General features: G+C 75.0%; 12 protein-coding genes and 1 pseudogene. 6 read left to right on the top strand and 7 right to left on the bottom strand.

Going from position 1 to position 13,665, the window contains the following annotated elements:
* Positions 1-380 precede the first annotated feature (380 nt).
* Positions 381-860 carry a MarR family winged helix-turn-helix transcriptional regulator gene (locus V7E45_RS37925; RefSeq protein WP_333778824.1) on the bottom strand — a complete coding sequence of 160 codons (480 nt, stop codon included), beginning with the start codon at positions 858-860 and terminating at the stop codon, positions 381-383.
* 109 nt (positions 861-969) lie between these two features.
* Here V7E45_RS37925 and V7E45_RS37920 point away from each other — a divergent pair, with 109 nt between their 5' ends.
* From V7E45_RS37920 to V7E45_RS37910, 3 genes are all read left to right on the top strand, one after another.
* Positions 970-3,117, top strand: a complete 2,148-nt coding sequence (locus tag V7E45_RS37920; protein ID WP_333778823.1) for an MMPL family transporter — start codon at positions 970-972, stop codon at positions 3,115-3,117.
* A 97-nt stretch (positions 3,118-3,214) separates the two neighbouring features.
* Positions 3,215-3,571 (top strand): DUF6233 domain-containing protein, encoded by a 357-nt coding sequence (locus V7E45_RS37915; protein WP_333778821.1) that lies wholly within the window; start codon positions 3,215-3,217, stop codon positions 3,569-3,571.
* Positions 3,572-3,705: 134 nt separating this feature from the next.
* The gene (locus tag V7E45_RS37910; RefSeq protein WP_443056345.1) at positions 3,706-4,956 is read left to right on the top strand and encodes a PP2C family protein-serine/threonine phosphatase; all 1,251 of its coding nucleotides are present in this window, start codon (positions 3,706-3,708) and stop codon (positions 4,954-4,956) included.
* A 30-nt stretch (positions 4,957-4,986) separates the two neighbouring features.
* Here the strand turns inward: V7E45_RS37910 and V7E45_RS37905 are convergent, their stop codons facing one another.
* From V7E45_RS37905 to V7E45_RS37880, 6 genes and pseudogenes are all read right to left on the bottom strand, one after another.
* Complete coding sequence (locus V7E45_RS37905; protein WP_333778819.1) at positions 4,987-5,565, bottom strand: DUF3291 domain-containing protein; 579 nt, start codon at positions 5,563-5,565, stop codon at positions 4,987-4,989.
* Positions 5,566-5,783: 218 nt separating this feature from the next.
* Positions 5,784-6,413, bottom strand: a pseudogene (locus V7E45_RS37900) (helix-turn-helix transcriptional regulator); the annotation flags it as partial.
* A gap of 88 nt (positions 6,414-6,501) precedes the next feature.
* Complete coding sequence (locus tag V7E45_RS37895; protein ID WP_333778817.1) at positions 6,502-7,341, bottom strand: MBL fold metallo-hydrolase; 840 nt, start codon at positions 7,339-7,341, stop codon at positions 6,502-6,504.
* A 39-nt stretch (positions 7,342-7,380) separates the two neighbouring features.
* The gene (locus V7E45_RS37890) at positions 7,381-9,015 is read right to left on the bottom strand and encodes an FAD-dependent oxidoreductase (protein ID WP_333778816.1); all 1,635 of its coding nucleotides are present in this window, start codon (positions 9,013-9,015) and stop codon (positions 7,381-7,383) included.
* On the bottom strand, positions 9,012-9,746 hold the full coding sequence (locus V7E45_RS37885) for a class I SAM-dependent methyltransferase (protein WP_333778815.1): 735 nt from the start codon (positions 9,744-9,746) through the stop codon (positions 9,012-9,014). The genes V7E45_RS37890 and V7E45_RS37885 overlap by 4 nt, the downstream gene beginning before the upstream one ends.
* Before the next feature lie 48 nt (positions 9,747-9,794).
* Entirely contained in the window at positions 9,795-10,991 is a 1,197-nt protein-coding gene (locus tag V7E45_RS37880; RefSeq protein WP_333778814.1) for a lycopene cyclase family protein, read from the bottom strand.
* Positions 10,992-11,097: 106 nt separating this feature from the next.
* Between V7E45_RS37880 and V7E45_RS37875 the strand changes: the two genes are divergently transcribed.
* The 3 genes from V7E45_RS37875 to crtI form a co-directional block, all read left to right on the top strand.
* Positions 11,098-12,315: a polyprenyl synthetase family protein gene (locus V7E45_RS37875; protein WP_443056346.1), complete on the top strand. Its 1,218-nt coding sequence runs from the start codon at positions 11,098-11,100 to the stop codon at positions 12,313-12,315.
* Positions 12,282-12,569, top strand: coding sequence for a hypothetical protein (locus V7E45_RS37870; protein WP_333778812.1), 288 nt, complete (start codon positions 12,282-12,284; stop codon positions 12,567-12,569). Before V7E45_RS37875 ends, V7E45_RS37870 begins: the two co-directional genes overlap by 34 nt.
* On the top strand, positions 12,566-13,665 hold a 1,100-nt coding region (gene crtI, locus V7E45_RS37865; protein ID WP_333778811.1), incomplete at its 3' end, for a phytoene desaturase family protein. The genes V7E45_RS37870 and crtI, both read left to right, overlap by 4 nt.

Raw genomic sequence — 13,665 nt, 5'->3', positions numbered from 1 at the left:
GGGGGGGGGGGGGCCCGCGCCGTGGCGGGTGCCAGGCCGAGGGCGCCGGGTCCACGGCGCCGGGTCGGGCGCCTGCGAGGGCGCCCAGGACGGGATGGCTCCGCAGCGCGCGCCGTTGCCCGCGCGAGGGAAGCGCGGCGTTTCGGATGTCGGCGATGGCAGCCGTCACGGATGCTGATCGATGCCCGCCGCCCCGGAAGCCAGTCGAAGCCCGCCGCAGCGGATGCCGACGGAAGCTCCGCCGAGGTGGACTCCGGCCGTAGCTCAAAGCAGCGGACGCCCCCCGAAGTGGACTCCGGCCGACGCCCGCCGCAGTGGGCCCCCGAAGTGGACTCCGGCCGAAGCCCGCCGCAGCGGAACCCGCCGCGGCGGGACACCCGTCAGCGCTCCTGTGACAATTCGCGGTTGAGCAGTCGCAGGAACTCCGCGATCGTCGTCAGTTGCTCCGGGCTGAAGTGCGCCATGGCCGCCTCGGTGCTGCGGGCCAGGGGGCTGAAGTAGCGCCGGGCGAGCGTGCGGGCCGGGGGGTTGTAGTGCAGGTGGACGACTCTGCGGTCCGCGCTGTCCCGGCTGCGGCTGATGTGCCCCGCGCGCTCCAGCCGGTCCAGGCACGCCGTGACCGCGCCCGAGGTCAGATTGAGCCGTTCGCGCAGGCGCGAGGGTGTCATGGGCTCGCCGTCGGTGGCCGAGGCGTCCAGAATGGCGGCGAGGGCGTGGACGTCGGTGGCATGCAGGTCGTGCGCCTGGGCAAACGCATGCGCGATGCGGTTGAACTCGCCGTTGAGCGCGCGCAGCAGAACGGCGTAGGCCTGAAGGTCACTCGCGGAGCCCTCGAGGCTCTCCGTGCTGTCGTACGGCATGTCTCAAGGATAAGATCTCTCAATCGTTGAGATACTTCATGCTTGAGTTAAAGGGGCGTCCGTCACGTCCGTCGTGTTCGCTCGCCCGCCCGCGCACGTTGGAGACCACATGCACACAACGCGCCGACCGGTCCGATGGCTGGTCCCCGTCGTCCTCGTGATCGTCTGGCTGGGCCTCGGGGGAGCCTTCGGCTCCTACGCGGGCAAGCTCGGGGAGGTGTCCACGAACGACCAAGCCGCCTTCCTGCCGAGGAACGCGGAGTCCACCGAGGTCATCGACCGCCAGAAGGCGTTCGACCAGCGGGAGAGCCTGCCGGCCATCGTCGTGTGGACCGCCGACGGGAAAAGCGGCGTCACCGCGGCACAGCAGGCCGCGGCGACCCGGGCGCTGAAGTCGCTCACCAGGTCGGAAGGGGTCGAGGGCGCGCCGTCGCCCGCGCTCCGCTCACGAGACGACCGCGCCCTGGAGGGGGTGGTACCGCTCCGGGTCGATCTGGGCAAACGGCTCCCCGACGTACTGGACGACGTGCGGAACGCCGCCCGGCAGGTGGGCGGCGCACGCGTCCAGATCGCGGGGCCCGCGGCCACCCAGGGCGACCTCGCCGACGCCTTCTCCGGCATCGACGGCATCCTGCTCGGCGTCGCGCTGGCCGCCGTCCTGGTCATCCTGCTGGCGGTCTACCGCAGCGTGGTGCTGCCGTTCACCATCATCATCAGCGCCGTGTTCGCGCTCGGGGTGGCCAGCGCCCTCGTCTACCTGCTGGCAGACCACGACGTCGTACGGGTGGACGGGCAGGTCCAGGGCATCCTGTCGATCCTGGTGATCGGCGCGGCCACCGACTACGCCCTGCTGCTGACGGCACGCTTCCGCGAGGAACTCGCCCACGGCGACGACAAGGCCCAAGCCGCCTGGAAGGCGCTGCGCGGCTCCCTCGGCGCGATCACGGCCAGCGCCGCGACCGTCGCGCTCGGCCTGCTCGCCCTGCTGGTCGGCGACCTCACCAACAACCGCGCGCTGGGGCCCGTCGGGGCCATCGGCATCGTCTGCGCCCTGGTCACGACGCTCACCTTCCTGCCGGCCGTGCTGGCGCTGCTGGGCAGGGCGGCCTTCTGGCCGGCCAAGCCGCGGTCCACCGACGCCGAGACGGGCGGTCACGGCATCTGGCGACGCGTCGCCCACCTGGTCGACACCCGCCCCCGGCAGCTCTGGCTGGCGACGCTCGCGCTCCTGGTGGCGGGCGCCGCGTTCAGCCCGCTGCTCCAGTCGAAGGGCGTGCCGCTGGACGAACTGTTCATCAACGACGCGCCGTCCGTCGCGGCGCAGCAGACCCTCGGCAAGCACTTTCCCGGCGGCTCCGGGCAGCCGGTCGTGATCATCGCGGACGCGGACCGGCTGGACCGGGTGACCCGGACCGCCGGCGCGACCACCGGAGTGGCGGGCGCGCAGGCGGTCAGCGCGTCGGGCCGGCCGGGCGGCGCACCGCTCGTGGTGGACGGCCGGGTACGCGTCGACGCGACCCTGGCCGACGCGCCGGACAGTGACGCGGCCAAGGGGACGGTGCAGCGACTGCGCGACCGGCTCCCCGGGGTCGACCCGCACGCGCTGGTGGGCGGCTACACCGCCCAGCAGTACGACACCCAGCGCACCGCCGAGCACGACCGGGCCGTCATCATCCCCGTGGTCCTCGCCGTCATTCTGGCCATCCTGGTCGTGCTGCTGCGCTCCCTGCTGCTGCCCGTCCTGCTGGTGGCGACGGTCGCGCTGAACTACCTGGCGACGCTGGGCATCGCGGGCCTGGTCTTTCGGCACGGCTTCGGCTTCTCGGGTACGGACGCCTCGGTCCCGCTGTACGGGTTCGTGTTCCTCGTCGCGCTGGGAGTCGACTACAACATCTTCCTCATGTCCCGGGTGCGCGAGGAGACGGTCCGCGTCGGCGCGCGGCAGGGCATCCTGCGCGGGCTGGTCACCACCGGCGGCGTCATCACCTCCGCCGGCGTCGTGCTGGCCGCCACCTTCGCGGCGCTCACCGTCATCCCGCTCGCCTTCCTGGCGCAGATCGCCTTCATCGTCGCGTTCGGCGTACTGCTCGACACCATCGTCGTACGGTCGCTGCTGGTGCCCGCGCTGGCCCGCGACATCGGACCGGCGGTCTGGTGGCCCAGCCGCCTCGCCCGGCCCAGGCCCGAGGAGCCGCCCCAGGAACCCCTCACGGCCGCCCCCGCCGAGGACGCGACAGGGGTCCCGCCGAGCAGGTGACGGCAGGGGAGTCCCGCAGGCCGGGGGTCCCGCGGTCCTCGTGCCCGCGGGACCCCTCCTGGTGTACGAGGGCGCCGTATCTCCTATGATCGAACATGTGAACGATTCCCGTCCGCTGTCCCGCCTCGACATGCTGCGCTTCGCCCGGCGTGTCGTCGAGCAGCAGGCCACCCGGCAACTGGCCCTCATCGACCGGTGGATCGCGGACGAGGAGGGGCGGGAGGCGGGGCGCCGTACCGCGGAGGCGCGCAGGGAGCAGGCGGCGGACTGGCTCATCCAGCGCGGTCTGAACCGGACCAACGTGGACGCCGTGCACGTCGGTGACTGTTGGGTGGCCAAGAAGAGCGGACGGTGCCGGCCGGTCACCCGGGAGCAGGCGGTGGAGGCGCTGCGGCAACAGGTGCCGGCCTGCCCGCACTGCCGCCCGGACACCGCGCTCGGCGTCCTGGACTGACGCGCCCGACCGGGATCACGGCCGGACTCGACGCGAGCCCGATTCCGGGCACTGCGCGTCGGCGGGCTCGACCGCTCGCGCGGACGCATAGTTGAGGCGCGGGGTGAAGTCGCCTTCGGGGGCCGGAGGGCCGAATGGTGCGAGTGACCGCAGCGGGGATCGACTACCGAGCGCTGTTCGCCGTGACGCCCAGCCCCTACCTGGTGCTGGACCCCGATCTGATGATCGTCGAAGTCAACGAGGCCTATCTCCGGGCGACGGGCCGGACCCGGGAGGAACTGATCGGCCGGTACCTGTTCAAGGTCCACCCCGACAATCCGGCGGACCCGGACGCCGACGGGGAGCGGAACCTGCGTGCCTCCCTGCGGCGGGTGCTGTGTTCGAAGGAGCCGGACACCATGGCGGTGCAGAAGTACGACGTCCCCGTCACCGGGCGTCCGGGGGTCTTCCGGGAGAAGTGGTGGTCCCCGATCAACACACCCGTCCTCGGTCCGCGCGGCGACGTGGAGTGGATCATCCACCGGGTCGAGGACATGACGGAGTTCGTGCGGACCCGTCCGCAGCGGGTGGGACCGGAGGGTCCGGGCGGGCAGCAGGCCGCGATGGAGGCCGAGCTGTACGCCCGGGCGCAGGAACTCCAGCGCCTGAACGAGGAGTTGCGCGAGTCCCGCGACCGGGAGCGCCGGACCGCCCTCACCCTCCAGGAGGCCATGCTGCACACGCCGGACCTGGACGGGCACAGCGACATCGCCGTCCGGTACATGCCGGCCGCCCGGTCGCTCAACGTCTGCGGTGACTGGTACGACGTCGTGGACCTCTCCGAGGAGAGTTTCACCGTCGCGGTCGGCGACGTGGTCGGCCACGGCCTGGAGGCCGCCGCGGTCATGGGCATGCTCCGCAGCACGCTCTCCGCCGCCGTACGCGCCAGCCGCGAACCCGGTGCGGCGATGGACGTGCTGAGCCGGTACGCCCGCACCTGTGAGGGAGCGCTGGCCACGACCGCGGTCAAGGCCGTCATCGACACCCGCTCACGGCACGTCACCTACACCAGCGCCGGCCACCCGCCGCCCGCCCTGGCCCGTGGCGACGGCACCGTCGTGCTGCTCGACCAGGCCACCGACCCGCCGCTCGGCGTCCCCTTCGACCAGGCGCCGCGCCCGCAGGCCACGGTGCCGTACGCCCCCGGGGACACGCTGGTCCTCTACACCGACGGTCTCGTGGAACGCCGGGACGAGGACATCGACGCGGGGCTCGGACGCCTCACCGACGCCCTCGCCCGGCATGCCGGGCTCGACCCCGGTCACCTGGCCGACACCCTGCTCGCCCGCCTGGGCGTGGCCGACGGCGGGCCGGACGACATCGCCCTGGTCGTCGTCCGCCTGTAGGGCCTGTTGTGAAAGTGGTCCTGGCCTGTCCTACGACACCACCGGGTCGACACTGGCGATCGAGGTCGCCGACGGCACGGTCCAGGTGTGGTCCGCGGGCGGGGGAGCGGGCGACGGGACCTCGTGAGTGGCCTGGGGGTGGTGGGCGACCTCGGCCGCGGTGTGGGCGGAGGCGAAGGTGAAGGCACGCGGGGACGGCCCGTGCGCCCTGAGGTCCGCCAGGCGCTCCAACGCCTCGCCGACCGTGGGGAGATGGCCGGCCGGGACCCACCACAGCACCATGTGCGCCTCGACGTGCCGCTCGAACCACTCACGGCGCCGCCGCATCACCTCCAGGTGCCCGCTGCGGTAGGTGAACTCCCACAGGGCGTCCTGGGTCTCCCACACCGACAGGTTGACGATGACGTTCTCGCCCATCGGGCGCAGGGCGGTGGCGTCGGCCGCCCCTTCCTCCACGAGCCGCCACACGAAGCCTGGCGCGGCGTCCGCGGCGGCGTTGACCGGGTCGAGGAGTTCGACGAACGGAGCGGTGCGCGGGTCGTCGAGGGGGTGGCTGAGGGCGGCGACGTTGAGCTGGGCGAGGTGGAGGGCGCGTGTGGGTGCGGTCATGGCCTCATCCCAGCACGACGCCGATTTCTATGTCAACGAGATTTGTTTTTAGAAAGTTCGACCACCACACAGCATTCCCCCGGCCGGGCGTCCATGCGGGGGGGGGGGGGGGGGGGGGCGGGGGGGCGCCCCCCCCCCCCCCCACCCAGCAACCACCCCCANACCCCCACCACCCCACCCGCACCCCCGGGCCGGGCGCCCCCCCCCCCCCCCCCCCCCCCCCCCCCCCCGAGCAGCCCCTCCAGCAGTGCGAGGTTCATGCCGCAGACGAGCGGCGGGAAGCGCTCGGCGACCGCGTGGAAGGGGCAGTTGCGCATCCGGACGACGGGCGCGCCCGCCCCGGCCGCGCCCCCTGCGGCATCGGCATCCGGGGTCCCCTCGTCGGTCTCCAGGTGCGGTTCGTAGCCGCGGGCCGCCAGCGTCTCCATGGCCTGTTCGAGGCCGTCGCAGGGCGCTGACGTGCCGCGCAGCGCCTCGCCCCGGCGGCGCGCGGCCGCGGTGAGTTCGGCATCGAGGCCGGCCTGCTCGGCGGCCTCGGCGAGGAGTTCGGCCGCGGTGCGGTAGTCGCGCGCGGGCAACGACACGGCCCGCTCGGCCCGCGCCCGCGTGTACACCTTGGCGGGCCGGCCGGCCCCCGGGCCCGAACGGCCCGTCAGGCGGCGGCTGCCGCTCTCCAGCAGCCCCGCCTCGGTCAGCCGGTCCAGGTGGTGCGCGGCCAGCGTGCGCGCCACCCCGGTCGCCTCGGCGGCCTCGTTGCGGCCGACCTCGCGGCCCCGAGCCACCACGTACTCGTACAAACGGCGCCGCACCGGGTCCTGCAGGGCGGCGATCGCGTCGATGTCCTCCACCCGCCCATTCTAGTGACAACGCAGGTTGGAGATAGAAATGGAGCCGTGCGCGAGTGAGCGGCGTGAGCCGAGGGCGGGGCCGGCGTCCTCAGCGGACGGTGGGCCGGTCGGCGCCCGGGAGCACCTCGGCGTGGGCGCCACGAGGGCAGTGCACGAGCCGCTCACCCAGTCCCAGTCCGCCCGCCGCGGTCACGAACTCCTGCAGCGGGGAGCGGAAGACGGTGTAGTCGTCGTAGTGCACCGGCAGGACGTGACGGTAGTCGAGGCGACGGGCGAGCTCGGCTCCCTGAAGGCCGTCCATGGTGACCACGAAGCCGCCGGGCAGCCGCGTGCCGCCCAGGTGGAGTACGGCCAGGTCGGCGTCCGGGAAGCGCCGCGCGATCTCGTCCAGACCGTCGTACAGGAGGGTGTCGCCCGAGACGTACATCCGGACCCGCACCGGGCCGCCCGCGGGGCCGAACTCCAGCATGCTGCCCATGACGGGGGGCAGCAGCCCGCGCAGCACCGGCCGCAGCGCGTGCCGTCCGGGCAGGGCGGTGATCCGCACCTCCGCGTCGCCGTGCCGCAGGGTGCAGCTCTCCCAGGTGCGCAGCCCGCCGGCCCGGCCGAACCCCTGCAGGGTGCGCAGGCGGCGCGCGGCGTGCGGTGTCGTGACGACGGGCACCGAGCGTGCCAGGCCGGTCCTGGCCCGTCGATCCCAGTGATCACCGTGCAGATGGGACAGGACGACGCCGTCCAGGCGCGGCAGGTCCGCCACGTCCAGGGCCGGCTCGGTGAGCCGCCGGCTGACCAGCCCGTACCCCAGGTGCGCACGCTCGCCGCGGTGGAGGAAGTTGGGGTCGGTCAGCAGCGTCAGCCCGCCGTAGCGCAACAGCACCGTCGCGTTGCCGACGAAGTGGATTCCGACCGCGTCGTCGAAGGCTGTCATGAGAGTCCCTGCCCGACGGGACGAGCCCGCCTGTAGCGCCTACGGCCCTGTCGCCTGTGCCCCTCCCCGGCCCGAGTTCCCCCGACCGCCGTGCCCATACGCCGCACCGAACCGCTCCGCCGCCCACCGCAGGCCCGCGGAGCGGCCCCGCCCGGGCACCGTCCACAGGTCGTGGCCGAGCAGTCCCCACCGGCCGAGCAGTGTGTTGGCGGCCATGAAGCCGCTGGTGGCCGCCCGTTCCATCAGCGCCACCGGCAGCCCGGTGCGGACCGTGTCGCCGGCGACGACCAGGCCGGGCGTGGACGTGCCCACCGTCGGCCGGTCGGCATGGCCGCCGACCGGGAACAGCGGGCAGTCGGCACGCCACTCGTGGCGGGAGTCGACCACCCGGGCCTGCCGGGTCTCCGGATACAGCCGGTGCAGCTCGCCGAGCAGTTCCTTGCCCACGGTGTCCCGGTCCGCCTCCTCCGGCAGGGCGTACGCGTGCAGTTCGAGCACCGAGCCGCCGGAGCGGGCGGCCCAGCGGGCGGCCTCGCCCTCCCAGCCGCTGAGCACGCTCGCGTTGTCCAGGGCGCCGTAGCCGCTGGTGCCCAGGAACCCGGGCCGGTCGGCGCGTACCGGCCGGTCCAGCCACAGGCGGGAGACCAGGAAGGGCGGCGCGTTGCGCAGCCGCGCCACCCGCTCGCGCCATTCCGGGTCCCCGAGCCCGGCCGAACGGGCCACCAGCGAGCGCAGCCCCGCCGGGTCGAGGGCGAGCACCACCGCGTCGTACGGCTCGGCACCGCTCGCGGCGGTCACGTCGAAACCCCCCGCGGGCGTCAAGGAGACACCGTCCACCGCCGTGCCCGTGCGCACCCGGGCGCCGAGCCGGTCGAGACGCGCGGCCAGCGGGTCCCACAGGGCCTGCGGGAACGGCTCCCGGGGCACGTCGAACAGCAGGCCCTCGGACGAACCGAGGAAGTAGACGTGGAACATCAGCGCCATCTCCGCGGCCGACAGCCCGCGCGGATCGGCGAAGAAGCTGCGGGAGAACACCTCGAACGCCAGGTGCCGGGCCGCCGCGGGGAACCGGATCGCGTCCAGCAGGTCGTACGCGCTGACGTGGTCGAGCCGCTCGTACACGTCCGGGACCCGCACGTCGAGCAGCGGCAGGGCCGCGCGCGGCCGGATCCGGGGCAGGTCGCGCACCGAGAACGACTCGCTCAGCGCCACGAACCCGAGCGCGCTCCACGGGGGTGTGCGCGGCACATGGCGGAAGCTGTCCTGGCGGCCGCTGCCGTGCCGCAGCGGGTAGTCGGGCAGCGGGGTCAGGCGGGCCAGGGCAGGGTCGGTGCGGCGCAGCAGGGAGCGCAGGTTGTAGTACTGCCGGAAGAAGGCGTGGAAACCGCGGCTCATCGTGGCCGACGAACCGTCCGACAGCCGTGTCCGCCACCCGGCCAGCCGCCCGCCCAGCTGCGCGTCCCGCTCGTACAGGGTGACCCGTACGCCGCGCTCGGCCAGGGCGGTGGCCGCCGTCAGGCCCGCGATGCCCCCGCCGACCACCGCCGCGCGCGGTGCGCCGGACCCCTCGGCCCGTTCGGCGCCGGGCGGTGCGGGCAGCAGCCTCGCCAGCCGGTCCTTGCCGGGCGGGGACGTCCGGGTGCCTCGCCCGGCGGCGCGGTGCGGGCCGGTCATCGTCCCGCCCCGTCCGGGCCGGCCGACGGGCGGCGGGCGACCACGGTGTGGGTGATGCCGGTCTGCCAGCCCGGCAGCGGCAGCACCCGCACCCGCTCGAAACCGGCCCGCCGCACCCGGTGGGCCAGCTGCTCCGCCGTGTCGAAGGTGACGACGCTGCGCCACAGGTGCCGGTAGAGCGGACCGTCGCCGAGCAGGGTGGCCACCGGCAGCACCAGCCCGCCGCACACCGCGTTCCACACCGCGCGGTGGGCCGCCCGCCCGCTCAGCGCGTACTCGTGCACCGCCAGCCGGCCGCCCGGGGCGAGCATGCGGTAGGCGCAGGCCAGCACGGCGTCCGGGTCGGCGGTGTTGCGCAGCAGGTAGGCGGCGAAGACCGCGTCGAACGGGCCCCGTACCCCCGCCTCGGCCAGGTGTTCCACCGGTGCGTGCACGAACCGCACCGGCCGCGGCCACGGCCGCCCCGCCGCGCGCCGCAGCATGCCGGCCGACGCGTCGACGGCGGTGATGTCCGCGCCGGGCAGCACGTCGGCGAGCGCCGCCGTCGAGGCACCCGTACCGCACCCGAGGTCCAGCACTCTCGGGGCCGGCCCGCCACGGGACAGGCCGAGGCGCCGGGCGGAGCGGCGCAGCTGGGCGTGGTAGCCGGGATTGGCCGCCACCAGCGTGTCGTAACTGCGGGCGGCGTGGTTGAACGCGGCGGCCAGGTCGGCGTCACGCAGCACGGGCATGCCATCTCCGTAAGGGGTCGTCGGTCAGCGGGCGTCGCGGGCGGGGGGTCACACGGTGGGGGCACTTCGGCGCGGGGCGAACGGCAGGGCGAGAACCGAGCCGAGCATCGCGGTGACGGGCACGTGCAGGCCGATGGACAGGTCCTCCGGCAGGCTCGTGCGACCGTCCAGGAAACGCAGCAGGCGAGGCGCGGACACCCGGCTGAACAGACGGGTGAAGAAGGCCGGGCCGTCCACCCGGCCGTGGTCGAGGGCGTGCAGCAGCGCGGCGTCCATCAGCCGGGAGCGCGCCGAGTGCGGGCGCGGCGGCAGCGGGTGGCGCCCGGCGTGCAGCGCGGCCGCGACGGCGCCCGCCTGGCGCTGCACCGCGCTGAACGTGTAGCCCGTCGCGGGCCGGGTGGCCCCGGCCGCCGCCCCGATCCGGAACACGGACGCGCCGGCCTGCCGGGGGAACCGCGCGTCCGTCATCGGGATCACGCCCTGCTCACACGCGGTGACCTCGTGGTCGCCGATCCGCAGGACCCGGCCGGTGTAGTCCCGCAGCGCACGGTCGTGGGCGGCCGCGTCCAGCGCGCGCCGGGAGAACTCCGTGTACTCCACCAGCGCCTCGTGCGGGCCGGTCGGCAGGACGTAGCCGAACGACAGCCCGTGCGCGGGCTGCGGGGTACGGAAGTCCATCAACTCCACGGTCGCGGGGTCGAACACCGGCCGCCTGGTGCGCACGAACCAGCCGCGGAAGTGCTGCAGCAGCGTCGTGCGGGCCGGCGGCAGCCGGGCCGGCGGCCGCGAGTCGAACACCCAGCGGGCGGTCACCGTCACCTCGCCGCCGTCGGCCCGGCGGGCCCGCACCAGGGCACCGCCCGGCGCGGCCGCCACGCTCTCGACGACCGCCTCGACCGTCGTCACCCACGGGCTCACCCGCAACGCCCGGCCGGCCAGGTCCTCGAACGCGTCGGAGCCCAGCATCTTGTAACGCCACGGCTCGATCGCGGCGGTCACCGGCCGCCCGTCGCCGGAACGCACCCGCAGCCGCTGCCAGGACGCCGTCAGCGCCCCGTCGTACGGCCCTTCCCCCGCCTCCCAGTAGCACCAGGTGCGCCGCGCCGCACGGAACGGACCCGGCGGTGCCGCCAGCACCACGGCCGTCACCGGGCGCGCTCCCGCCGGCGGCCGGGCCAGCCGCAGGGCGAGCGACAGCCCGGCGGCACCCGCGCCCACCACCGCGACGTCCGACTCCACCTCCACGGCGGCTCCCTTCCCCGGCCCGTTGATCCGACCAGTCTTCCCGCCGCACCACCCCGGCGGATGCAGCCGGGAGCGTGTCGTGCCACCGCCCGCCCCCGGCGTCGGCATGTCCACCGAATGGCGCATCCGGCGCGGTGATCCGCGCGGAATGTGTGACGACGAGACACGTGACACGACAGGTGAGCCCGGGGCGCGCAGCCCGGCTCTCCGGACGGCGAGAGGATCCACGATGCGTTCCACCCAGGTGCTCGGCCGCCTCACGGCAGCGGCACCCCGCACGCCGCCCGCCCCGGCCGACCCCGGCGGATCCGGGAAACCCGGAAGCGTCGACGACGCGCGCACCGTCGACGCCGACGTGCCGGCCGCCGTCGGCAGGGAGCTGCGGGACCTGCTCACCGGCCGCCTCGCCGACTGCCGCGCGCTCGACCCGGTGTTCGCCGACGACATCGCCGAGCGCGTCGCCCGTTTCACCCGGCGCGGCGGCCGCCGGTTCCGCTCCCGGCTCGTGTGGTGGTCGCTGCGCGCGTGCGGCGGCGACGACGCCGTCCAGGTCCGCGCCGCGCTGCGCACGGCCGCCGCGCTCGAACTCATCCAGACCTGCGCCCTCGTGCACGACGACCTGATGGACCAGGCGCCCACCCGCCGCGGCGCACCGGCGCTGCACGCCGACGTGGCCGCCCAGTACACCGCCACGGCACCACGACCCGCCGCCCACCGGCTCGGCGCGTCCGCCGCGCTGCTCGCCGGCGACCTCGCCCTCGCCTGGGCGGACGACGAACTCGCCCGGCTGATGCTGGACCCCGCACTCCCGCGGGACACCGCGCGACGGCTGAACGAGGTCTGGCGCACCCTGCGCACCGAGATGGTCGCCGGCCAGTACCTCGACGTCCAGGGCCAGGCCACCTCCGCCCTCACCCTGGGCCGCGCGCTGCGCGCCGCCTGCCTCAAGAGCGCCCTCTACACCGTCGAGCGGCCGCTGGAACTCGGCGCGGTGCTCGCCGGCGCCGACACCGCCACCACCTGGACCCTGTGCCTCGCCGGACGCTCGGCGGGACTGGCCTTCCAGCTCAGGGACGATCTCGACGACGTCTTCGCCGACCCCGCCACCACCGGCAAGCTGAGCGGCGGCGACGTGCGCGAGGGCAAGCCCACCTACCTGCTGGCGGGGGGGGGGGGGGGGGGGGGGGGGGGGGGGGGGGGGGGGGGGCGGGGGGGGNCCCCCCCCCCCCCCCCCCCCCCCCCCCCCCCCCCCCCCCCCCCCCCCCCGCCGGCGACCGCGCCGCGCTCGGCGTGCTCGAACACGCGGTCGGCCGGGCGGACCTGACACCCCGCGAACTGGCCGACGTCCGGGACGTGCTCGAGACCACCGGCGCCCGCGACCTGGTGGAGACGAAGATCGGGCGACTGGCCCGGCAGTCCCTGCGCCATCTCGCCGAGGCCACGCTGGAACCGGGCGCCGCGCACCGGCTGCGCGCCCTGCTGGCCGAGATCACCGGCACGCCCCGGCCGGGACCCGGGCCCGACAACGCCCCGCTCGCCACCGCCCCCGCGGCGGCCGGATCGGAGGCGGCCAGGTGACCAGGACGGTAACGGGACCCACCGACCACGTCGTGGTCGTCGGCGCCGGACTGGCCGGCCTCTCCGCCACCCTGCACCTGCTCGGCGCGGGCCGCCGCGTGACGGTCGTCGAACGCGACCCGCGGCCGGGCGGGCGGGCCGGGCGCCTCGAACTCGGCGGCTACCTCATCGACACCGGCCCCACCGTGCTCACCATGCCGGACATCGCCGACGAGGCGTTCGCCGCCGTCGGCACCTCGCTGCGCGACCGCGTCGACCTCATCCCGCTCCACCCCGCCTACCGGGCGCGCTTCGCCGACGGCAGCACCCTGGACGTGCACACCGACGCGGCGGCCATGGAAGCGGAGATCGAACGGTTCGCCGGAGGCGCCGAAGCGGCCCGCTACCACCGGCTGCGGCACTGGCTGGGCGAGCTGTACCGCACCGAACGCGGCCGTTTCCTCGACGCCGACTTCGACTCGCCCTTCCAGCTCCTCACCCCCGACCTGCTGCGGCTCGCCGCCCTCGGCGGCTTCGGACGTTGGGAGGCGCGCATCGCCCGCCACCTGCGCGACGAACGGCTGCGCCGCGTCTTCTCCTTCCAGGCCCTCTACGCCGGCGTCCCGCCCGAACGGGCCCTGGCCGCCTACGCCGTGATCGCCTTCATGGACACGATCGCCGGGGTGTACTTCCCGCGCGGCGGCATGTACGCCCTGCCCCGGGCGATGGCCGACGCCGCCGCCGAAGCCGGCGCAGAGTTCCGGTACGGGCAGCGGGTGACCGGCCTGGAACGGAGCGGCGACCGGGTCTCGGCCGTCCTCACCGACGACGAACGCATCCCCTGCGACACCGTCGTCCTCACCCCGGACCTGCCCGTGACGTACCGCCTGCTCGGCCGCGCCCCGCGCCGCCCCGCGCGCCTGCGGCACGCCCCGTCCGCCGTCGTCCTGCACGCCGGCTGCGACCGCACCTGGCCCGAACTGGCCCACCACACCCTGTCCTTCGGCCACGCCTGGCGCGGCACCTTCCGCCAGCTCACCCGCACCGGCGAACTCATGAGCGACCCCTCCCTCCTGATCACCCGGCCCACCGCCACCGACCCGGGCCTCGCCCCACC

The organism is Streptomyces sp. IBSBF 3136 (assembly GCF_036815105.1).
In the GTDB taxonomy this organism is placed as follows: domain Bacteria; phylum Actinomycetota; class Actinomycetes; order Streptomycetales; family Streptomycetaceae; genus Streptomyces.
The sequence above is the reverse complement of the archived record's forward strand: the minus strand, read 5'-3'. Positions and strand labels throughout refer to the sequence as shown.

Coding starts and splice junctions, on each gene's coding strand:
- V7E45_RS37925 (WP_333778824.1), bottom strand. CDS start 860: ATGCCGTACGACAGCACGGAGAGCCTCGAGGGCTCCGCGAGTGACCTT.
- V7E45_RS37920 (WP_333778823.1), top strand. CDS start 970: ATGCACACAACGCGCCGACCGGTCCGATGGCTGGTCCCCGTCGTCCTC.
- V7E45_RS37910 (WP_443056345.1), top strand. CDS start 3,706: ATGGTGCGAGTGACCGCAGCGGGGATCGACTACCGAGCGCTGTTCGCC.
- V7E45_RS37905 (WP_333778819.1), bottom strand. CDS start 5,565: ATGACCGCACCCACACGCGCCCTCCACCTCGCCCAGCTCAACGTCGCC.
- V7E45_RS37895 (WP_333778817.1), bottom strand. CDS start 7,341: ATGACAGCCTTCGACGACGCGGTCGGAATCCACTTCGTCGGCAACGCG.
- V7E45_RS37890 (WP_333778816.1), bottom strand. CDS start 9,015: ATGACCGGCCCGCACCGCGCCGCCGGGCGAGGCACCCGGACGTCCCCG.
- V7E45_RS37885 (WP_333778815.1), bottom strand. CDS start 9,746: ATGCCCGTGCTGCGTGACGCCGACCTGGCCGCCGCGTTCAACCACGCC.